The sequence below is a fragment of the Acidobacteriota bacterium genome, from assembly GCA_030949985.1.
Lineage (GTDB): Bacteria > Acidobacteriota > Polarisedimenticolia > J045 > J045 > JALTMS01.
Genome location: JAUZRX010000063.1, coordinates 1 through 20,312, shown reverse-complemented (window position 1 = coordinate 20,312; position 20,312 = coordinate 1). Strand labels below are relative to the sequence as shown.

General features: G+C 68.6%; 17 protein-coding genes and 4 tRNA genes. 11 read left to right on the top strand and 10 right to left on the bottom strand.

What is annotated here, in order from left to right; all coding sequences use genetic code 11:
• Window positions 1-127: 127 nt before the first annotated feature.
• The gene (gene grxC / locus Q9Q40_12850) at window positions 128-406 is read left to right on the top strand and encodes a glutaredoxin 3 (GenBank protein ID MDQ7008109.1); all 279 of its coding nucleotides are present in this window, start codon (window positions 128-130) and stop codon (window positions 404-406) included.
• A gap of 90 nt (window positions 407-496) precedes the next feature.
• Here the strand turns inward: grxC and Q9Q40_12845 are convergent, their stop codons facing one another.
• The 5 genes from Q9Q40_12845 to Q9Q40_12825 form a co-directional block, all read right to left on the bottom strand.
• The gene (locus Q9Q40_12845; protein MDQ7008108.1) at window positions 497-1,234 is read right to left on the bottom strand and encodes a type II CAAX endopeptidase family protein; all 738 of its coding nucleotides are present in this window, start codon (window positions 1,232-1,234) and stop codon (window positions 497-499) included.
• Window positions 1,231-2,568 (bottom strand): aminopeptidase P N-terminal domain-containing protein, encoded by a 1,338-nt coding sequence (locus tag Q9Q40_12840; GenBank protein ID MDQ7008107.1) that lies wholly within the window; start codon window positions 2,566-2,568, stop codon window positions 1,231-1,233. Before Q9Q40_12840 ends, Q9Q40_12845 begins: the two co-directional genes overlap by 4 nt.
• A 61-nt stretch (window positions 2,569-2,629) precedes the next feature.
• On the bottom strand, window positions 2,630-3,313 hold the full coding sequence (locus tag Q9Q40_12835; GenBank protein MDQ7008106.1) for a TPM domain-containing protein: 684 nt from the start codon (window positions 3,311-3,313) through the stop codon (window positions 2,630-2,632).
• Between the two features lie 3 nt (window positions 3,314-3,316).
• Window positions 3,317-4,105, bottom strand: a complete 789-nt coding sequence (locus tag Q9Q40_12830; GenBank protein ID MDQ7008105.1) for a TPM domain-containing protein — start codon at window positions 4,103-4,105, stop codon at window positions 3,317-3,319.
• Window positions 4,105-4,710, bottom strand: a complete 606-nt coding sequence (locus Q9Q40_12825) for a LemA family protein (GenBank protein ID MDQ7008104.1) — start codon at window positions 4,708-4,710, stop codon at window positions 4,105-4,107. The genes Q9Q40_12830 and Q9Q40_12825 overlap by 1 nt, the downstream gene beginning before the upstream one ends.
• 219 nt (window positions 4,711-4,929) lie before the next feature.
• On the opposite strand from Q9Q40_12825, the gene Q9Q40_12820 reads away from it, so the two are divergent.
• Together Q9Q40_12820 and Q9Q40_12815 are read left to right on the top strand one after the other, a co-directional pair.
• A complete protein-coding gene (locus tag Q9Q40_12820; protein ID MDQ7008103.1) occupies window positions 4,930-6,387 on the top strand; it encodes an aminoacyl-histidine dipeptidase in 1,458 nt (485 codons plus the stop codon).
• 95 nt (window positions 6,388-6,482) lie between these two features.
• Window positions 6,483-7,058 (top strand): TetR family transcriptional regulator, encoded by a 576-nt coding sequence (locus Q9Q40_12815; protein ID MDQ7008102.1) that lies wholly within the window; start codon window positions 6,483-6,485, stop codon window positions 7,056-7,058.
• A gap of 16 nt (window positions 7,059-7,074) precedes the next feature.
• Here the strand turns inward: Q9Q40_12815 and Q9Q40_12810 are convergent, their stop codons facing one another.
• A complete protein-coding gene (locus Q9Q40_12810) occupies window positions 7,075-7,722 on the bottom strand; it encodes a tetratricopeptide repeat protein (GenBank protein ID MDQ7008101.1) in 648 nt (215 codons plus the stop codon).
• Window positions 7,723-7,758: 36 nt separating this feature from the next.
• Entirely contained in the window at window positions 7,759-8,361 is a 603-nt protein-coding gene (locus tag Q9Q40_12805; protein ID MDQ7008100.1) for an MXAN_5187 C-terminal domain-containing protein, read from the bottom strand.
• 159 nt (window positions 8,362-8,520) lie between these two features.
• On the opposite strand from Q9Q40_12805, the gene selA reads away from it, so the two are divergent.
• Window positions 8,521-9,909: an L-seryl-tRNA(Sec) selenium transferase gene (gene selA, locus Q9Q40_12800; protein ID MDQ7008099.1), complete on the top strand. Its 1,389-nt coding sequence runs from the start codon at window positions 8,521-8,523 to the stop codon at window positions 9,907-9,909.
• Here the strand turns inward: selA and ychF are convergent.
• Entirely contained in the window at window positions 9,884-10,960 is a 1,077-nt protein-coding gene (gene ychF / locus Q9Q40_12795) for a redox-regulated ATPase YchF (protein MDQ7008098.1), read from the bottom strand. The two genes, selA and ychF, sit on opposite strands and share 26 nt — an antisense overlap.
• A gap of 162 nt (window positions 10,961-11,122) precedes the next feature.
• Here ychF and Q9Q40_12790 point away from each other — a divergent pair, with 162 nt between their 5' ends.
• From Q9Q40_12790 to Q9Q40_12765, 6 genes are all read left to right on the top strand, one after another.
• The gene (locus Q9Q40_12790; GenBank protein MDQ7008097.1) at window positions 11,123-11,575 is read left to right on the top strand and encodes a dTDP-4-dehydrorhamnose 3,5-epimerase family protein; all 453 of its coding nucleotides are present in this window, start codon (window positions 11,123-11,125) and stop codon (window positions 11,573-11,575) included.
• A gap of 77 nt (window positions 11,576-11,652) precedes the next feature.
• Window positions 11,653-11,729, top strand: a tRNA-Pro gene (locus tag Q9Q40_12785).
• Window positions 11,730-11,774: 45 nt separating this feature from the next.
• A complete protein-coding gene (locus tag Q9Q40_12780) occupies window positions 11,775-12,332 on the top strand; it encodes a TIGR04211 family SH3 domain-containing protein (GenBank protein ID MDQ7008096.1) in 558 nt (185 codons plus the stop codon).
• Between the two features lie 61 nt (window positions 12,333-12,393).
• Window positions 12,394-12,469: transfer RNA gene (locus Q9Q40_12775), tRNA-Arg, on the top strand.
• A gap of 118 nt (window positions 12,470-12,587) precedes the next feature.
• Window positions 12,588-12,664 (top strand) — tRNA-Arg (locus Q9Q40_12770).
• 34 nt (window positions 12,665-12,698) lie between these two features.
• Window positions 12,699-12,773: transfer RNA gene (locus tag Q9Q40_12765), tRNA-His, on the top strand.
• Window positions 12,774-12,806: 33 nt separating this feature from the next.
• Here Q9Q40_12765 and Q9Q40_12760 read toward each other — a convergent pair.
• Window positions 12,807-14,453 carry an MFS transporter gene (locus Q9Q40_12760; GenBank protein ID MDQ7008095.1) on the bottom strand — a complete coding sequence of 549 codons (1,647 nt, stop codon included), beginning with the start codon at window positions 14,451-14,453 and terminating at the stop codon, window positions 12,807-12,809.
• Between the two features lie 156 nt (window positions 14,454-14,609).
• Entirely contained in the window at window positions 14,610-16,499 is a 1,890-nt protein-coding gene (gene pepF, locus Q9Q40_12755; GenBank protein MDQ7008094.1) for an oligoendopeptidase F, read from the bottom strand.
• 252 nt (window positions 16,500-16,751) lie between these two features.
• On the opposite strand from pepF, the gene Q9Q40_12750 reads away from it, so the two are divergent.
• On the top strand, window positions 16,752-20,312 hold a 3,561-nt coding region (locus Q9Q40_12750; protein ID MDQ7008093.1), incomplete at its 3' end, for a MopE-related protein.

Genomic DNA, 20,312 nt, shown 5'->3' with positions numbered 1-20,312 from the left:
TCAGCCATCCGCCGCGGGGGGAAGCGGGCTGGGGAAGGGCGGATCGGGAGACGCTCGGTCGGGACTCGGGAGTAGTCAATCGCACTTGCTCCACCGGGAAGCGGAGTCTATCGTGCATGGCGAAACCATGCCCAAAGTCACGATCTACACGCGCAGCTGGTGCCCCTACTGTCATCGCGCCCTGGCCTTGCTCGAGTCCAAGGGGGTGGAGGCCGAGGTGATCGACGTGGAGCGCACGGAAGGCGCCCTGGCCGAGATGCTCGAGCGTTCCGCGGGAGCCGCGACGGTGCCCCAGATCTTCATCGGCGAGCGCCACGTGGGGGGCTGTGACGACCTGGTGGCTCTCGACAGGAACGGTCGCCTCGATCCCCTGCTCGAAGACGGCGAGTCGGGCCCCGGGGGCTGACGCCCGGAACAGGGGGCGGGGCGTGCTCCAGGTCGGCCGGCACCCCGTCGAACGGGCCCCTCGCGCGAAAGGGGCTTTTTCAGAGGGCGGCTAGCCGACCCCCAGGGTGTCGAGCAGCAGCTCGCTGGCGTTGAAGGCCACGTGCATGAAGATCGCCGGCCAGAGGCTGCGGTGGCGCTGGGCCAGCGCCGCGCTGCACAAGCCGATGAAGAAGAGGATCGGCGTCGACCATTTCATCCAGTGCACCAGCGTGAACAGCGCCGCGGTCAGACCCGAGGCGAGGGCGAATCCGAGGGGATTGCGCAGGCCTCCGAAAAGAAAGCCGCGGAAGAAGATCTCCTCGGCCAGGGGCGCGCAGAGCAGGGCGACCGGGAGCAGCACGAACCATGGGGCCTCGAGAAATTCGAGCTGGAGCCGCTGCTCTTCGATCATTTCGGCGAAGGCGGCGGGAGCCCAGCGGGCCAGGGCCGAACCATAGGCGATGGTGAGCAGGCTCAGCCCGCAGCCGACCGGGATGGCTTCGGCGGCGTGGCGCCTGCGCAGGGGGCCGAGACCCAGCGTCTGCAGGGTCGCGCCGGTGAAGCGGACGAAGAGGAGCGGGACGGCCACCAGGGTGAGCTGGAAGCCCAGCACCTGGGCGTAGCGCCAGGGCAGGCTGGGGAGCGCTTCGGGATCGACGCCGGCGAGGGTTCGGGCGGCTTCCAGGGTGACGGCCACCGTGATGGCCAGGCAGAAGGTGGCTCCCAGGCCCAGCAGCGTGCCGGCCATGCCCCACGGCGGATCGAAGGGCCTGGCGGGAAGATCCGGGAGGCGGGGAGAGCCGGTCAAGGGCGGGGCTGGCCCACCAGGGCCGCGACCGCATCCGGGTCCACCGGCACCTGGCGGGTGAGGTTCCGGCATCCATCGTCGGTGATCAGCACGTCGTCTTCGATGCGCACCGCCAGGCCCCGGAATTCTTCCGGGGCCTGCGGATCCGCCGGTTGAATGTAGAGTCCCGGTTCGATGGTGAAGACCATGCCCGGGGTCAGAGGCCGGCAGGCACCGTCTTTCCTGTAACGGCCCACGTCATGGACGTCCATGCCGAGCCAGTGGGACGTGCGGTGCATGTAGTAGCGTTTGTAGCTTTCCTTTTCGAGCACCTCGTCGAGGCTTCCGCTCAGCAGGCCGAGATCCAGCAGCCCCTCGCTCAGCCGCCTGAGGGAGGCCTCGTGGATACCGTCGATGGTCTCTCCGGGGCGAGCCATGGCGATGCCCCGTTCGAGCGTGTCGAGGACGATCTCGTAGAGCTGCCGCTGGGCGGTGGTGAAATGCCCGGAGGCGGGATAGGTTCGCGTGATGTCACCGGTGTAGCCGCCGAATTCGGCGCCCGCGTCGACCAGGACGAGGTCGGCTTCGGCCACCTGTCGGTTGTTCTCGATGTAGTGCAGGATGCAGCCGCTGTCACCGGCGCCCACGATGCTCGGGTAGCCGGCTCCGCTGGCTCCTTCGCGAACGAAGGCGTGCTCGATCGCCGCCTGGATCTCGAACTCCATGCAGCCCGGCCGGCAGGCGGCCATGCCCGCCAGGTGCCCGGTGGCGGAGATCCGGCAGGCCTGGGCCAGGACTTCGATCTCGGCCGGTTCCTTGATCAGCCGCATCTCGTCGAGCAGAGCGCCCGGCCGGACCAGGGTGTCGGCGGCGATCCTGCCGAAGCGCTCCTTGCCGCGCAGGGCCTCGAGGCTGCGCCGCACGACCCGGTCGAGGGAGCGCTGGGCCCAGGGCTGGTAGTACAGGGTGGTGGCGCCGTCGAGCAGGTCGGGGAGCTTTTCGGCCAAAGCCCCCACCTCGAATGCGGCGTCGGCGCCGAATTCCCGGACGGCGCCATCGGGCCCGTAGCGGCGCCCGGTCCAGATTTCGGCTTCCTCGTTACGAGGCCTGACGAAGAGCGTGTAGGGCGAGGGCGCCCCGGGGCGCAGGACGGCCACGGCTTCTTCCTCGGGAAAGCCCGTGAGGAAGAAGAAGTTGCTGTCGGGGCGGAAACGGTAGTGGGTGTCGTTGGAGTAGGTGGGAGCCTTGCCCGCGGCGAGAATCATCACGCCGTCGCCGATGGCGTCCATCACGTGCCGGCGACGGCGGGCGTATGCCTCGGGACCGACGCCCGGGGGCGGGACCTTCAGGGCCATGGAACCTCCTGCGCAAGCCGAATCGGAAGCAGCGATTGTAACTCCGGCCGGGGCCCCCTGCTCACGCATGCCCGGTTCTGCGGGAAATCCCGTCGGGAAGCTCGTTGACATCGTCTTCCCGGACCGGGAAATGTTCGGCGAGGGCCGCGCCGGCGAGCTCGATGCCCTCCACCAGGCCGTCGGCGAAGCGGCCTTCCGCAAAGCGCCGCCGAATCCGCTCGACGCAGCTGTCCCAGAAGCCTTCCTCCACCCGGTCGTCGATGCCCTCGTCTCCGAGTATCGCGAACCGGCGGGAAGCGACGGCGACGAAGATCAGCACCCCGTTGCGTTCGGCGGTGCGGGTCATGCCGATCTCCTCGAAGGTGCGTCGGGCCTGCTCGAGCAGGTCGCCGGTGACACGGTCTTCGAGGTGCACGCGGATCTCGCCCGAAGTCCGGGACTCGAAGCTCGCGATGGCTTCGAGCACCCGCCTTTCTTCCTCGGGTGTGAGGAAGGTGGCCGGGGTGGAGCGGCCGGCGGTGAGGGCCGAACGGAGCAGCCACAGGCCCAGCAGGCCCAGGGTCAGGCCGGCGCTACCCAGCAACAGGGCGTCGGCCGCCCCTCCCGCGATCCAGCCGTCGGTCGGGGCGAGCCAGGTGGCACGCAGCAGGCGCCAGGCGCTCGAGACGACGAGAAGCAGGGAGAGCGCCAGCAGGAGGCGGCCGAGGAAGGTCCGGCGCCGGGAGTCCGCAAAACCGGTTTTCATGGTCTACCAACCTCCCGAGGCGCCGCCGCCCCCGAAAGAGCCGCCGCCGAAAGACGCTCCCCCGCCGCCGGAGAAGCCGCCGCCCCCACCGCCGAAGCCTCCCCCGCCGCCTCGTCCTCCCCAGAGAAGCAGCCAGAGCCAGAAGGGCAGGTCGCTGCCCCGGGCGCCCAGGCCCCGTCGCCGCCGGGAAAAGCGCGAGAGGAGGGTCGCCAGGGCGATGATCAGCAGGGCGACGAGCTGCACGATCGATGTGCGCCCACTACCACGGCTGCGCGGTCGGCGCGGCGGCGGGATGGTCTCGCCGGCTGCGGCCGCCGCCAGTGCATCGACTGCCTGGAGCAGGCCTCCGCCGTAGTCCTTCTCCCGGAAGGCGGGGGCGATGCGTTCCCGGATGATCCTGCCGGCCAGCAGGTCCGTCACCGCACCCTCGAGGCCGTAGCCCACCTCGATTCTCACCTTCCGGTCGTCGAGAAAGATGGCGATCAGCAGGCCGTCGTCCCTTCCGCGAAACCCCGGCTGCCAGGCTTCGGCGATGGCCAGGGTGGCTTCTTCGAGGGATTCGCCTTCGAGGGAGGGCAGGATGGCCACGCCGATCTGGAGCCCCTTTTCCCGGTGCAGCGTCATCAGCCGCTCTTCGAGGGCCTGCCGGGCCGAGGACGCCAGCAGGCCCGCCCCGTCGTGGACGAAGCGGGGTGGGGCCTGGGGGATCGTCAAGGCCCAGCCCGGAGCGGCGGCCAGGCCCCACGCGACCAGGGCGAGCGCGAGCCTGCCGGCAGCCGGGGAAAGACGCATCAGAACTCTACTTTCGGGGCGTTTTCGGCTCCCTGGTCGGCTTCGAAATAGGGCCGGCTCTGGAAGCCGAAGAGGGCGGCGAGCAGCCTGCCGGGGAAACGGCGGACGGCGGTGTTGTAGGCCTTGACGGTGTCGTTGTAGCGCTTGCGGGCCACGGCGATGCGGTTCTCCGTGCCTTCGAGCTGGGTCTGCAGGTCGCGGAAGTTCTCGTTGGCCTTCAACTGCGGGTAGCGCTCGACGGTGACCAGCAGCCGGGAGAGGGCCGAACTCAGCTCGCCCTGGGCCTGCTGGAACTTGGCGAAGGCTCCGGGATCGGAGAGCAACTGGGGTGAGAGGGTGACCTGGCCGGCCCGGGCGCGGGCCTCGGCCACCGCCGTATAGGCCTCCTTTTCGAAGCCGGCGACGCCCTTGACCGTCTGAACCAGGTTGGGAATCAGGTCCATTCGCCGCTGGTAGCTGGTTTCCACCTGGCTCCAGGCTGCGCTGACCTGCTCGTCGAGGGCGACGAAGCGGTTGTAACCGGAGGCTGCAAAGCCGGCCAGGCCCAGGCCCAGGAGCAGGAACAGGGCCAGGACGACCAGGACCACCAAGAGAGTACGTGACATCGGGATCTCCTCGGCCGGGCGCTCCGCCCGGGTGAACGCGTACGTCCAGCTCCGCGTTATCTTACGCCCCCTTACGCCCCGCCTCCGCATCTCTTGCCGGCGCCCCGCGTGCCATCGGCGGGGACGGCGCCGGGGGCGGGAGCAGGGTAGAATCTCGGTTCACGCTCGAGCCCGCCGGCTGCGTGGTGAACGAGACGTGTACTTCATGGAGAGTGGAAGATGAGCGCCGATCCGTTCGCGGGACTCGAGCCTGCGCGAGTATGGAAGCACTTCGCCGCGATGACCCGCATCGCGCGTCCCTCCGGCAAAGAAGAGAAGATGGCGGCCTACGTGGAGGCCTGGGCGGCCGAGCATGGCTTCGAAGTCAAGCGCGATGCCACGGGCAATCTCTGTGTCCACGTGCCGGCTTCTCCCGGCCGCGAGTCCGCCCCCGCCGTCGCCATCCAGGGCCATCTCGACATGGTCTGCGAGCGGGACTCGGACAGCCCCAACGACGCGGAGGTCGGCCGGCTCCAGGTGGAGCGTGACGGCGACTGGATCCGCGCGGTGGGCACCACGCTCGGGGCCGACAACGGCATCGGTGTGGCCGCGGGCATGGCCGCCGCCGAAGATCCGGAAGTGCTTCACGGGCCCCTCGACCTGCTGATGACCATCGATGAAGAGACGGGCATGACCGGGGCGATCGGGCTCGATCCTTCCATCCTGCGGGCCCGGATCATGCTCAACCTGGACTCCGAGGAAGACGGCGTTCTCTTCGCCGGTTGCGCGGGGGGCTGCGACACGAAAATGGCTCTCAGCGGCAGCCGGGAGGATCCGGGCGCGGCGACGGCCTGGCAGATCCGCGTGGCGGGGCTCAAGGGCGGGCACTCCGGCCTGGACATCAACCGCAACCGGCTCAACTCGATCCGCGCCCTGGCCCGCGTGCTCGGCCGCGCCTCCGCCGAGACCACCCTGCGGGTGGTGGCGATCGGCGGCGGGAGCAAGCGCAACGCGATCCCCCGGGAGTCCGAGGCCGTGGTGCTCGTGGATGCCGCGGCGGAGGGCGTCGTCCGGAAGGCGGTGGACGAGGTGGGCGCCGACCTGCGCGAACAGTACCGGGGCCTGGACGATGGTTTGACCGTCGACCTGACACCGGCCTCCGCTGCGCCGGCATTCTCCGCCGACTTCAGCCGGCGCCTGATCGACCTGCTGCTGGCCACGCCCAGCGGTGTGGTGGCCATGAGCCAGGACATCCCGGGCCTGGTGGAGACGTCGACGAATCTCGGCGTCGTGACCACCGACGGCGAGACGGTCCGGACGGTTTCCTGTTCGCGCTCTTCGAACGCTCCGGCGCTCGCCGAGGTGCTGGCCGGCTTGCGGGCCGTCGGCGCCCTGGCCGGTGCCGAGGTCCATGAGCACGGCGGTTACCCGGGCTGGAAGCCGAACCTGGACTCCCCCGTGCTGAAGGTCACCCGCGAGGCCTCCGCCCGGCTCTTCGGCTCTACGCCGGAGGTCACGGCGATTCATGCCGGCCTCGAGTGCGGGCTGATCGGTGAACGGGTTCCGGGGATGGACATGATCTCTTTCGGACCCGAGATCAAAGGTGCGCACGCCCCCGGCGAGCGCGTGCAGATCTCCTCGGTGCAGAAATTCTGGAGGCTGCTCGCTGCAGTCCTCGACGATCTTTCCCGAGCCTGATGGACGGGGCCCTGCCCGCCGGGGGTCCGGCTTGGGTAGAATAGGCTGAATTCCGGAGCACAGGCGAGAGGGCCCTTCGACAGGGGATGCCAGCGATGAAAGTGACGAGAGAGCAGATCCTGGAGACCGCGCGCAAGCACTTCGCGCGCGCCGGTTATCGTCAGACCTCCCTTGCTGCTATCGCCGAGGAACTGGGAGTCGTCAAGGGGGCGCTGTACTACCATGTTCCCGGCGGCAAGAAGGAGATGTTCGATGCCGTCGTCTCCCAGGAAGAGGCCTTCATCATCGAGCAGATGACGGCGGCGGCCCATGGCGAAGCGGATGCCTGCAGGGCTCTTCGGGCCGCGATCCGGGCCAAGATCGCCGTCCTCCGGCGCCGCCGGCAGGAGATGGGCGTTTCCGAGGACGTGCTCGAAGAGATCAAGATGATCGTCTCGTCGGAAGTGCGACCGTTTCACGGCCAGGAGTTGACTCTTTTCGAGCAGGTTCTCGCCAAGGGCGTCGAACAGGGCTGTGTGCGGGTTCTGCCCGACCCCAGGGTCGCCAGCACGGCGATCCAGGCACTGGTGCGACACGTGGAGATGCAGGAGGCCTACCAGCGGGAAGGCAGCCCTCAACTCGAGGCCCTGCTGGATCTGCTGGAGTTCGGCCTGGCCCGCCGGGAAGAGTGAGGCCCCGGGGCCGGGGCTACTTCTTCGAGCGTTTCGGGTCCTGGCCGGTCAAAAGGGCGGGCGCCGCGCCCGAGGTCTTCATGAACACCCGCAGCTTGACCAGGCCCATCTCCGGGGTGTTGATCGCTCCCGGGTTCTTGGTGGGATCGCCCAGGTCCGGATTGAGCAGCAGGGCCTTTTCGAAGGCGTCCATCGCCTCTTCCCAGCGTCCCAGCGCCCTGTAGGCAACGCCCGAGTTGTAGTGGGCCAGGGCCAGGAAGGGCTCGATTTTCAGGGCGCGGGAGAGGGCCTTGAGCCCCTTGCGGTGATTCTCGGCGCGGATCTGGGCCGCGCCCAGGTCGACCCACAGCGCTGCGTTCCGGGGATCGAGTTCCAGGCCGCGCTCGAACGCGGTCGCGGCGTCCGGATAGGCTCCGAATTCGGTCAGGGCCTCGCCGAGGGCCTGCCAGGCGGCGGGCGCGTCCGGGTTGTCCTCGAGGTAGGCCAGTGCTGCGGCCACCGCGGGCACCTGGGCCAGCAACTCGCTCTCGAAGGTCATGGTCTGTTCGGCCCTGGCGCGCCGGGACTTCTTTTTCTTCTTGCCGCTGCGGCTGGCTTCCGCCAGGGGCGCGACGAGCATCACCGCCGTGCATAGGACCAGAACCGTCATCGAGAAGCGGCGCATCGAACCTCCCTCGGGCCACGCCGGGCGATCGGGGCGTCAGGACTCGTCGCGGGCCGGGCGTACCGTGATTCTCACCTTGCCACCGACCTCGTCGACCCGCAACTCCAGGTCGCGCCCCCCGACCCGGCGTCGAGCCTGCTGAAGATTCTTGTCGATGCGCCGGACGAAGTCCCGGTAGGCCAGGCGGGAAACCGCCTGACCCCGGGCCCGCCGGGCATCCCGGAAAGCGCGGTAGAGGTCCCGCATCTGGTCCCCGCTGGTCTTGCCTTCGCGTGTCCGCACCTGGTGGAGCACCCGGGCCCGGGTCGGTTCCTGTTCCGCGCCCCGGCCCCTTCTGCCGCGCTGTCGCGGGCCCTGGCCGGAAGCCTCCCTGCGGCGGACTCGTCGCGCCCAGAGTTCGCAACTCGTGCGGTAGCGGTGGACCAGGGTGTTGAAGCGGAAACGGTCGGCCGTGCGTCGTGGCGGGGTCTTGAGGTAGTGGCGGATGATCGCCTCGATCTCCGCCTGCCGCTGATGGGGCGGCCATGGGACCGACTGGTTGATGAACATCTCCCACTCGATGGCAACGCGCCGGAGCAGTTTTTCGAGCGCCGTCAGGTCGGCGGTCACTTCCGTGGGCGTGAAGAGGGTATCGGCCATCGAGTTCCCCGGCGCGCTCGGGGTGGGCGCCTTACCTCCAAGATGGTGCTCCGGGGACTCGCAGGCCAGCGGTGCCCTTGTGAGGGAAGACGGGGGCCACGACAATGGAGCCGCCGCCCGACCGTTGCGGGCGCCCCGTCTCCAGGAGATCGCTCGAGCATGGACCCACGGCAAAAAGTCCCCGCCATCGATCGGCTGCTGGCCGCCGAGGCCCTGGCGCCCGCGCTCAAGCGCTGGCAGCGCGGCCTGGTGGTCTCGCTGCTCCGCGAACAGGTGCGAGCCTGCCGGGAGCGGATCGCAACGGGCCGGAGCGATTCCGCGTCGTCCGACGCGATCGTGGCGGGGGTCCTCGAACGCCTGGCCGAACTGGAGGTCGACCGGCCGAGAGCCGTGGTCAATGCCACCGGCGTGGTGCTGCACACCAACCTGGGGCGCGCTCCCCTGTCGGCTTCCGCGGTTCGCGCCGTCGCCCGGGTCGCCGCCCACTACTGCGATCTCGAGTACGACCTCGAAAAGGGGCGGAGGGGGCGGCGAGGCAGTCATCCGGCCCGCTGGCTGGAGAGGCTCTTTCCGGGTTTCGATGCGCTGGTGGTCAACAACAACGCCGCCGCGGTGTTGCTGGCTCTCAACACCCTGGCCCTGGGACGGGAAGTGCCCATTTCCCGGGGTGAGCTGATCGAAATCGGCGGATCGTTCCGCATCCCCGAAATCCTCGAGCGGTCGGGGGCGACGTTGGTGGAGGTTGGTACCACCAACCGCACTCACCCGGAGGACTACCGCCGGGTGCTGGGCCCGCAGACCGCGATGATTCTCAAGGTCTGGCCGAGCAACTACGAGGTCGTCGGCTTCACCCGGGAGGTCCATGTTCCCGAGCTGGTGGCGCTGGCCGGGGAAGCCGGTGTGCCGGTGGTGGCGGACCAGGGTTGCGGCCGCCTCCTGGAGCGCTGCGCGGCTCCCGCGGGCGACCCCTCGGTGGAGCGACTCCTCGAGCAGGGCGTGGACCTGGTCTGCTTTTCCGGCGACAAGATGCTCGGGGGGCCCCAGGCGGGGATTCTGGTCGGTCGTCGCGAGATCGTGGCGGCCTGCGCCCGCAATCCGCTGGCCCGGGCCCTGCGGCCCGACAAGATGACCCTTGCGGCGTTGACCGCCACCCTCCGGGAGTGGATGTCCGGCCTGCCCGAGACGGCGATTCCCACGGCCCGCATGCTCAGTGTCGACGCCGGGGCCCTCCGCCGCCGGGCGGACGCCCTGGCCCGTCGCCTGCGACGGCGGCTGCCGGCGGCGGAGATCCAGGTGGTCCGGGGCACTTCGTGCGTCGGTGGCGGTTCGGCGCCAGGAGCCGGCCTGCCCACCTGGCTGGTCGGGGTGGGCGTCGGGGGTGTGAGCGAGACGCGACTGCTCGCCGGCCTGCGGCGGCACGATCCGCCGGTGGTGGCCCGGATCGAGGATGGCCGGGTGGTGATCGATCCCCGGACCCTCCTCGACGGGGAAGCGGGGATCGTGGTCGATGCTCTCGTCGCCGCTACGAAGAGTGGCGGATGTGCATGACATCGCCGTCCTGGACCTGGTAGTCCTTGCCTTCCAGCCGCAGCACCCCCCGCTCCCGGGCCGCCGCCAGAGAGCCGGCTTCGAGCAACTCCTCCCAGTTGAGCGTCTCAGCGCGGATGAAGCCCTTCTCGAGGTCGGTGTGGATCGCCCCGGCCGCCGACCGGGCCAGGGTGCCCTGGCGGATGGTCCAGGCTCGGCATTCGTCCTCGCCCACGGTGAAGAAGGAGATCAGGCCGAGCAGCCGGTAACTGGCGCGGATCAGCCGGTCGAGGGCCGGCTCGGTGATGCCGAGATCCTCCCGGAAGGCGCGGGCGTCCTCTTCGTCGAGGGCGGCGATTTCCTCCTCGATGCGGGCCGACAGGGCGACGAAGTCACATCCTGGACGGCCGGCGAGGCGCTCGAGGCCGAAGGCCTCCGGACCGGCACCCAGCTCGCTGGTGCGGTCCTCGGGGAGGTTGACCGCCACCAGCAGCGGGCGGGCGCTGAGAAAGGCGTAACCTCGCAGGGTCTTGAGTTCTTCGGGGCTGAAGGCGGTTTCCCGCAGGGGGCGCTCCTCTTCCAGGATCGCCAGCACCCGGCTCAGCAGCTCTTTTTCCCTCCGGTCCTCCTCGCGGTTGGCCTTGGCGATGATGCCTTCCAGGCGCTCGAGACGGCGCTGGGCCACGTCCATGTCGGCGAGCAGGAACTCGGTCTCGAGGGAGTCGAGATCGCGGGAGGGGTCGATACTCCCTTCCGGATGAGGGTCTGCCGGATCGTCCCAGGCCCGGAGGACGACCAGCAGGGCCTCGGACTTTCTCAACTCTCCCAGGATCGGGTTGTCGGCCCGGCCGGAGCCCTTTTCCATGGGCGCCAGGTCGACGTAGGTCACCGTGGCCGGAGTGGTCTTGCGGGGCTTGAAGAGAGCCGCGAGGCGATCGAGGCGCGGGTCGGGGACCCGGGTCACTCCGCGCCGGGTCTCCGGGCGGGCGCCGGGGGGGACCTCCTGGCCGGTGAGAATCTTCCAGAGCGTCGTCTTGCCGCTGCGCGGCAGGCCACACAAACCGATATCCATGTTCTTCCCGTCTCCGATGGCCGGCGCGGCGCGGCCACTACCTGCCGCGCGCGAAAAAGGCCCGCGGAGTGTACACCCCGTCGCCCGTGCGTGTTGATCGCCGGTGGGAGGAGAGGTTAGGGTGAGCCCCCGGCCCGGGCGTGGGTCGGCGAGGGAGGCCCGATGATCGAGGGTGTGGTAGTCGACCGCCTGGAAGTCAAGCCTGACGAGAGAGGGCGTGTGGTGCCCCTCTTCCGGCGGGACGAGGGACTGCCGGCTTTCGGGCAAGTGCACCTGACCACGCTCTACCCGGGGGTGGTCAAGGCCTGGCATCGGCACCGGCGCAGCACCGACGTGATCACCTGCGTGGCGGGCATGGTGCGGCTGGGGCTTTGCGATGATCGCGAGGACTCTCCCACCAACGGTGAACTCAACGAGTTCTTCCTGGGCCTCCACGGGCCCCTGCGGGTGCGCGTGCCTCCCGGCGTCTGGTTCGGGCTCAAGGCCGTCGGCGGGATGGAGGCCCTGGTGGTGGTCTACTCGGACCAGGCCTTCGATCCCAGGGATCCCGACGAAGAGCGCTGGGATCCGGAGGTGAACGAGATTCCCTTCGACTGGAATCGTCGCGACCACTGATCTGGCAGCGGTGTGGGGGCCCTGCTAGCATTCCGGAATTCTGGAGGCGGGGCCTTGCCGGGTTTCCGCCCGCTCGTCGGGGCGTAGCGCAGCCTGGTAGCGCGCCTGCTTTGGGAGCAGGTGGTCGCCCGTTCAAATCGGGCCGCCCCGACCACAATTTCCCTCCGGACGTTTCCGGTTTGGGGGGGCGGGAGGCAGCGTGAAAGGAACTTCCGTCCTGCTCCTGGGAGTCTTCCTGCTGGCTTCCGCCCTGTTGACGGCGCCGCCGGCTCGGGCCGCCGCCACCGGCTGGGTGACCGACCAGCTCTCGGTCACCCTGCGTACCGGCAAGGGAGCCCAGTACGCCATCGTCAAGGTGCTCGGTTCCGGCGCCGCCGTGCAGATTCTCGAGCGGGACCCGGAGACCGGCTACACCAGGGTGCGCACCGCGGGGGGCGAGGAAGGCTGGATGCTCTCCCGCTACCTGATGCGGGAACCCGCCGCCCGGGAGCGGCTGCCGGCCCTCGAGTCCCGGGTGGCCGAACTCGAAGCGGAGAACCAGCGACTCGCCCACGAGCTGGCAACTTTGAAGAGCGAGGGCGCCGGTGCCGAGCAGCATGCCGAGGCGCTCGAGACGGAACTCGACGCGCTCCACGGCGAGGTGCTGATTCTGCGGCGTGGGGCGGCCCTGCGCTGGCTGCTGTGGGGTGGCGGGGTGGCCCTGGCGGGGGTGCTCATCGGCCTGTTGGCCGGAAGGGGCCGCAGGCGCCACTGGTAGGACCTGCTTGCCTAATCATCGGGGGTGGGTATCATCGCCCGGTTGTTGCCCATCGGCTCGCGCGGCTGTAGCTCAGGGGATAGAGCACCAGTCTCCGGAACTGGGTGTCGCAGGTTCGATTCCTGCCAGCCGCGCCACTTGGGCCTTTGGAGCTTGCGCCGTTCGGGGCTCCGGGCTAGGGTACGCGGGCCGAGGGGATTGCCGGCCCGGCCGCGGCGCTGCGGCCGGAAAGGGATTCGGGCAGCTTTTGGCTGCGCGCCTGTAGCTCAGTCGGATAGAGCAGCTGCCTTCTAAGCAGCGGGTCAGGGGTTCGAATCCCTTCAGGCGCGCCACTGGCCGCCGGTTTCCCCGGGGTAGTGCGACATGGTGGGCGTAGCTCAGCGGTAGAGTCCCTGACTGTGGATCAGGATGTCGTGGGTTCAAATCCCATCGCCCACCCCAAATTCGTGAGCAAAGCCGGACTCCGGGGCCTCATCAGGCCCCGTGCTTTTCCCGCATGCCCTTGGCCATCCAGTTGCGGGCCAGGATCAGGGCCACCGGGCTGATCATGGCGATGCCGGCGTAGATCAACCACATCAGGCCCGTGTTCATCGGGAGTCCGGTTTCCGGGCGCGGAATGAACTTTTCCACGAAGTAACCCGAGTAGAGCCCCGTGCCGAACTTGGTGAGGAACCAGGGGAACTGACCGATACCCATGTAGAGCCCGGTTTTGTCCGGGGGGGCGATCTCGGCGATCCACTGCAGGAAGCGGGGTTGCCACATGGCCTCACCGATGGACATCAGCAGGACATAGAGCAGAAAGGGGAACACCATCGGCCCCAGCGCCAGCAGGAAGGTCGGGGCGGCCATCACCAGGGTACCGGCGATCATCATGGTGTAGACGTTGGCGCGGCTGGTCAGTCCGGCGACGATGGGGGCGAGGACGAAGATCAAGATCGGGTTGATGTTCGAGAAGAACTCGAAGTAGTCGCTGACCATCGAGCCGCGGAAAGCCCGGTCCAGGTAGTAGGGCAGGGTCAGCCAGTTGTGGGCGAAGAGGGTCTGGACGGGGATCAGGATGAAGATGAAGAACGTGAAGCGGGCGTCGCGGAAAGGGTGGTCCGGCCGCACGCGGAGGAATTCGATCACGGCCGCCACCCCGAAAACGACACTTGCCAGCCACGGCCAGGGGAGGCGAATGGTCCAGGAGCCGAGGGGCAGGCTGAGCCAGGCGTCGACCACTCCGCCGTGGGTCAGCAGCGCGAGCAGCACGAAGACCCCGGTGAGGGAGAGCCAGCCGACCAGGGGCCAGTGGTTGATCGGGGGCGGCTGGGGTGAATCCTCCACCGGGGGAGGCGTCTCGCCTCCCTCCTTTTCGGCTTCGGCTTCCGCGGCTTCCTGGGCCAGGCGTTCGACGGCCAGGCGGTCGGTCTTCCTGGTCAGGATCAGCAGCGTGATCAACAGGGCCGCGGCGCAGAGCAGGGTGTAGGTCCACAAGACGGCTGTCAGGCCGTTGGGGGGAAAGACGTCCTCGAAGTGGTGCCGCACTTTCGGAGAAACGAAGCCCGAGAAAAAGGCGCCGAGGTTCATCAGGCCGTAGATCACCGAATAGCCCATCGCGGCGGTCTTCGGCGTCGTGTAGCGCTTGACCCCGGCATAGGCCGCGGGCTGATAGAGGCCATAGGCCAGGAGCGTGATGAGCAAGCCGGCGCTCATGACGAAAAACATCGGCGAGAATACGCCGTGCCCGAGATCGAAGGTGCCCGAGATCGCCAGCAGTCCGCGGCCCACGGTGAAAGCGATGAAGGCGAGGATCAGGGCGCGACGGACACCGATCCTGTCGCTCATCCCCCCGAGGAAGAGCATGGCCAGGGTGATGCCGCCGGTCAACCCGGTGTAGACCCAGCCGGCATGGATGTCGGAGAGCTGGACGTTCTCCGAGCAGTACTTGCCCAGGATGGTCAGGATACCGAAGTAGACCAGGCCCTCGAGGACGTAGGGAACATTGACGCCCCACAGCGCCTTGGGTGCCTTGGCGAAGGCGACGAAGGTCTCCCCCAATTCCCGGAAGGCTCTCTGGACGACCTCCCCGAGTGTCAGTTTTTCCTGCGCCTGGTGAGTAGGGGGGCTGCCCTGGTTCATGGTCTCTCCGGTAAGATTTTTGAAAGGAACCGTAGCACCTCTCGAGGTTTCCGGCAGGTCAAAACGGGGAGATGGGCATGCGAGCCCCCGCTCAGAAGCAGCCGGAGGGCCGTCCGAGCGCTTTCGAGGGAGCCCGCCGCCCTGGAATCACGCGGACTAGTCGTTCATCCGGTCGAGGATTTCTTCCATCTGGTCCATCACCTCGTTCATGCGGCGGATCGTGGTGCGGATCGGCGCGGGTGTCGTCATGTCGACCCCGGCGTCCTTGAGGATCTCCACCGGCGGCTTGGAGGAGCCGGCCCGCAGCAGCTTGTCCATGTAGCGGTTGGCCCCCTCCTCACCGCTGAGGATCTGGTCCACGAAGGCCGTCCCCGCGATGAAGCTGGTGGCGTAGGTGTAGACGTAGTAGTCGTAGTGGAAGTGGGGGATGAAGGCCCACTCGACGGCGTAGATCGGGTCGATGTGGCAGACCCCTTCCGCATCGCCATGGTACTTGCGCAGGAGGCGGAGGTAGAGTTCGTCGAGGCTGGCGGCGGTGATCGGCTCGCCCTGCTCACCCATGCGGTGCATCTCCAGCTCGAACTCGGCGAACATGGTCTGGCGGAAGACCGTCGTGCGGATCGACTCGAGGAACTTGCCGAGGATCGCCAGTCGTTCGTGGTCATCCTTGGCATTGGCCAGGTTGTAGCGGAAGAAGAGCCACTCGTTGGTCGTCGAGGCGACCTCCGCGACGAAGGTTTCGTAATCCGCGTCGGGGAAAGGTTGGGCGGCATTGGAGAACATCGAGTGCATCAGGTGGCCCGATTCGTGGGCAAAGGTCGACGCGCTCTCGTAATCGTCCTGGTGGTTGAGCAGCATGTAGGGGTGCACGTCGTAGGCCGAGCCGTTGACGTAGGCCCCCGAGCGCTTGCCCGTACGGGGGTAGACATCGATCCATCGGCCGTCGATCGCCCGCTGCAAGCCCTCGAGATATTCCCGGCCCAGGGGCTTGAAGGCTTCGAAAACCGCCTTTTGGGTCGTTTCCCAGGAGTAGTCCTTGTCCAGCTCTCCCACCAGGGAGGGGTAGAGGTCGTGGTAACCCAGGTCCGAAACGCCGAGCATGCGCGCGCGCAAGCGCAGGTAGCGGTGCAGGGCCGGCAGGGAGTTGTTGATCTCCTCGACGAGCATGCCGTAGACCGCCGGGTCGATCTCGTCACTCAGCAGGGCGGCGTCGAGGGTGCTGTCATAGTGCCTGACCCGGGCGTTGAAGACGTGGGCCTTGACCGTCGCGGCGAGGGTCGTGGCCAGCGTCTGTTCGAAGGCCTTGAGCTGGGAGAAGAAGGCATCGAAGGTCTTGATGCGGTCGAGCCGGTTGGTCGAAGCGCGTCCCCGGCTGTAGCCCGCGACGTCGACCTTCAGTTCGCTGCCATCGGCCAGGGTGATCGTTTTCCAGGGGATTTCAGCGTTGCGCAGGATGCTGCCGATGGTGTTGCCGTCTCCGGTGAGCATCGACGCCATCCCCAGCAGCTCCTCGGACTTCTTGTCCAGGGTGTGGGCCCGGCGCTTTTCGAGGCGTTCGAGATAGCGGCGATAGATCCCCAGTCCGGGTTCTGCCGCGAGGAACGCCGCGATCTTGTCCCGCGGGATCTCGAGGATCTCCGGGTCGATCCACGCCGTCTTGGCGGCGATGGTCGCGAACTGGGTCTGAAGCTGCTGCTTCATGCCCTGGGGGCCGCTTTCCCGGGTGTCCTGGTCGCTGAGCATGCTGGCGTAGGACCACAGGCGCCCGCCTTCCTTGTTGATGTCGAACAGGATGTCGAGGGCCTGCTTGAGCTGCGAGGCGTCCTCTCCGAGCGTGCCCTGCAGCGGCGCAAGGGACGCGACCTTGCCTTCCAGGGCCTCTCGCGCCTGCTGCCAGGCTTCCTGGTCGGGATAGAGGTCGGTGAGGTTCCAGCGGTCGGTCTCGGTTTCAGCGAGGGTGGGGGGCATCGTCCAGACCTCCATCACGAGGAGCAAGCCTAGGGCGGCCAGGGTCGCCAGGCGCTTGGGGGGCTTGAAATCCATCATGGGCTCTTCCTTTCGAGGGGATGAGGGCTCACAGTCTTGCGAGGGATCGGCGCCCACGCAAGGGGTGGCCCCCGGGGGGGCAGGGTGAGGCCGGGCAGGGGGCGGACCCCTGCGGGCAAGTACGAAAGCCGTTCGCCCGGGCCTCGGGAGAGGGTGGGAAACTTTAATGCCCGAAGCGGCTTAGACCGTATATTACCTCCGCTGCGAATCGGGATTGCCTTGGGTCGCCCTGGGCCGGGAGTTTCTTCACCTATGAACCGCATCCTCACTGGGGGCGATGGGGGGGGGCTTAGCTTGCGGCGCCTGTTCGCCGGCGGGCTGGTTTTGTTCTGCCTGGCGGCGGCCTGGGGGCAGGCCGCCGATCCCGCTGCGCTTCGGGCCCAGTGGATGGGGCAGGTCGAGGCTCTGCGTGCGGCCTGGCGCGGCGCGCCGCCCCCTTCGGCGGCGGATCTGTCGCGGCGTCTCGATCGCCTGCGCAGGATGGAAGGCGCGCTGGCGGAACTCGGCGGTCGCCCCCTGCGGGCCTCGGATCTCGCGGCGGAAATGCGCCGCATCGAGGCTCACACCCGGGCCCCCCGGCGTCTTGCCGCCCTGCGGGAGGTTCTGGGGAACGACCCGGTGGCAATTGCCGAGGCCCTGGCGCGGCCCCTGGTCGTCGAACGCCGGCTGCGCGGCTACTGGGACCAGGCCTCGCGGATGGAGGGGCCCGAGCGGGCCCGGGCCGAGGCCCTGGCTGCCGCCCTGCGGGCCGGGACCCTCGACCCCGCCGCGGAACATCCCCTGCGTTCGGAGCGGGTCTACTTTCCGCCGACCTGCTCGCCGGACCCGGTGACGGCGCCGTTCTCCATCGCGGTGGAAAGCGAGGCCGAGTGGCGGGCGCTCAGGCGACGCTGGGCCGCCGCGCCGCGACTGAGCACCGGACGCAGCGCCTTCGTCGTCGAGATTCCCCTTCAGGAAGGTGGCTGCGGGGAGATGCGCGTCGCCCATTTCGCCGTTGCCCGGGAGAGTTTCGCGCACTGGTGGGCCCGGGTGGAGGGCGGCTATCAGCCGGCCCCGGCCGACTTGCTGGCCACCTCGGCGACCTTTGGCGGCCCGGCCTCTCCCGCAGCGGCGGGCAACGATGCGCCCTGCACCGAGAGCTGGGAACCCGACAGCCTGGATGACCTGCCCGACCCCCGGGAAGGGGCGACCGCGGTGTGGACCGGCAGCGAGATGATCGTCTGGGGCGGCAGCGCCGGCGGCCCCTTCGGCGACGGGGGTCGCTACGATCCGGTGGTCGACGGGTGGAGCGCCCTGGCGACCTCCGGAGCGCCGAGTCCCCGTTCCTGGCACGCGGCCGTGTGGACCGGGACCAGGATGCTGATCTGGGGCGGCAGCGCCGGCGAACCCCTGGGAGATGGAGCGGCCTACGACCCTACCGCGGACACGTGGTCGCCGATCTCCGGGCTCAACGCACCGACGGCCCGCTTCCGCCATACGGCGGTATGGACGGGTACGGAGATGATCGTCTGGGGTGGCGAGGACGACAGCTTCGAGGACGTGCGCAGCGGGGGACGCTATGACCCGGTCGCCGATGCCTGGTCTCCCGTGGCGCTGGGCGGAGCGCCTTCGGCCCGGAAAGACCATACGGCGGTGTGGACGGGCACGGAGATGATCGTCTGGGGTGGTTACCACCTGGGGAGCTACCTGAATACGGGAGCGGCCTACGATCCCCAGGCGGGTGCCTGGCGGCCCCTGTCGGGAATCAGCGCGCCCAGTGGCCGCAACGGGCACAGCGCGGTGTGGACCGGCAGCGAAATGGTGGTCTGGGGAGGGCATTCCGGCGCCAGCTACCTGGCCACCGGCGGCCGCTACGATCCCCTCCTCGATGCCTGGCAGCCCACTGCGGGAGTCGGTTCCGGGGCCCCCACGGCCAGGAGGTATCACACCGCAGTATGGACCGGTTCGCGGATGCTGATCTGGGGCGGCGAGATCAACTCCAATGGTGCTGGCACCGACGAGGGAGCTTCCTACGATCCTGTCGGCGACGCGTGGACACCGATGAGCCTGGTCGATGCGCCTTCGCCCCGACGGCGTCACGCCGCGGTTTGGTCGGGGTCCGAGCTGTTGGTTTGGGGCGGCAAGAGCGGCACTCGTTACGAAGATACGGGGGGGCGCTATGATCCCGGCGCCGATCAATGGCAGCCGATCTCCCGGGGAGATCTGCCCGGTCGGCGGTACCGGCATACCACGGTGTGGACCGGTGCGGAGACCATCGTCTGGGGGGGGATCGACGATGTGGAACTGGGCGATGGCAAGGCCTATGAACCGGCCACCGACTCCTGGCGGAGTTTGAGCGGCCTGGGGCAGCCGAGCCCGCGCAAGGATCACACGGCGGTGTGGACGGGCACGGAGATGATCGTCTGGGGCGGTCGTCTCAACGACAACGATCACATCGGGGATGGGGCACGTTACGACCCGGGTAGCGATTCCTGGAAACCGGTTGCCGGCCTGGGAGCGCCCACGGCGCGCTGGGGGCATACAGCGGTGTGGACGGGTACGGAGATGATCGTCTGGGGCGGGCAGGATACCGGGATCGGCACCAACACCGGCGCCCGCTACGATCCCGTGGCCGACACGTGGCAGCCTACGGATGTCAGCGGGGCCCCCGTTTTCAGGCTCGATCACACGGCGGTGTGGACGGGTACGGAAATGATCGTCTGGGGCGGTCACACCGCCGACCCCCTCAAGGACGGCCGGCGCTACGATCCGCAGACCGACAGCTGGCGCTCGATGGCCTCCGGCGCCGCGCCCTCCGCCCGCTACTACCACACGGCGGTGTGGACGGGTACGGAGATGATCGTCTGGGGCGGGTATGGCTCGGGGCAGAAGGGGGATGGCGGTCGCTACGATCCGGCCGCCGACGGATGGACGCCCCTGGCCGCGGTCGGGGCGCCTGCTGCCCGCTACTCTCATACGGCGGTGTGGACGGGCACGGAGATGATCGTCTGGGGCGGCATCGGCAATGGTAGCTACCGCAGCGGCGGTCGCTACGATCCGGTCAGCGATTCCTGGGCGGCGACGACCCTGGTGGGGGCGCCTGCGGCCCGACATCTTCATGGAGCTTGCTGGACCGGTCGCAAGATGATCGTCTGGGGCGGACTAGGGGCGAGCAGCCTCTCATCGGGAAGTGGCTATCTGCCGGGTAGCGACCAGGACGGCGACAACGACGGGGTCAGCGCCTGCCAGGATTGCGACGATGCCGACGCCGACATCTATCCCGGCGCGTTCCAGCTCTGCGATGGGAAGAACAACGACTGCGACGACCCGAACTGGCCGGCGGTTCCGGCGGACGAGACGGACGACGACGGCGACGGTCCGGCCGAGTGCGCGGGAGACTGCGACGACGGTGACGGCACGGTGTACCCCGGTGCGGCCCAGGTGTGCGACGGGGTGAACAATGACTGCGACGACCCGAACTGGCCGACAGTGCCGGCGGACGAGACGGACGACGACGGCGACGGTACGGCCGAGTGCGCGGGAGACTGCGACGACGGTGACGGCACGGTGTACCCCGGTGCGGCCCAGGTGTGCGACGGGGTGAACAACGACTGCGACGACCCGAACTGGCCGACGGTTCCGGCGGACGAGACGGACGACGACGGCGACGGCACGTCGGAGTGCGCGGGAGATTGCGACGACACCAATGCCAACGTGCATCCCGGCGCGACGGAAATCTGCGACAACAACATAGACGATGACTGTGACAGTTTGATCGACGGCGACGATCCGGATTGCGCGTCGAACTGTCCCGATGCGGACCTCGACACTTTC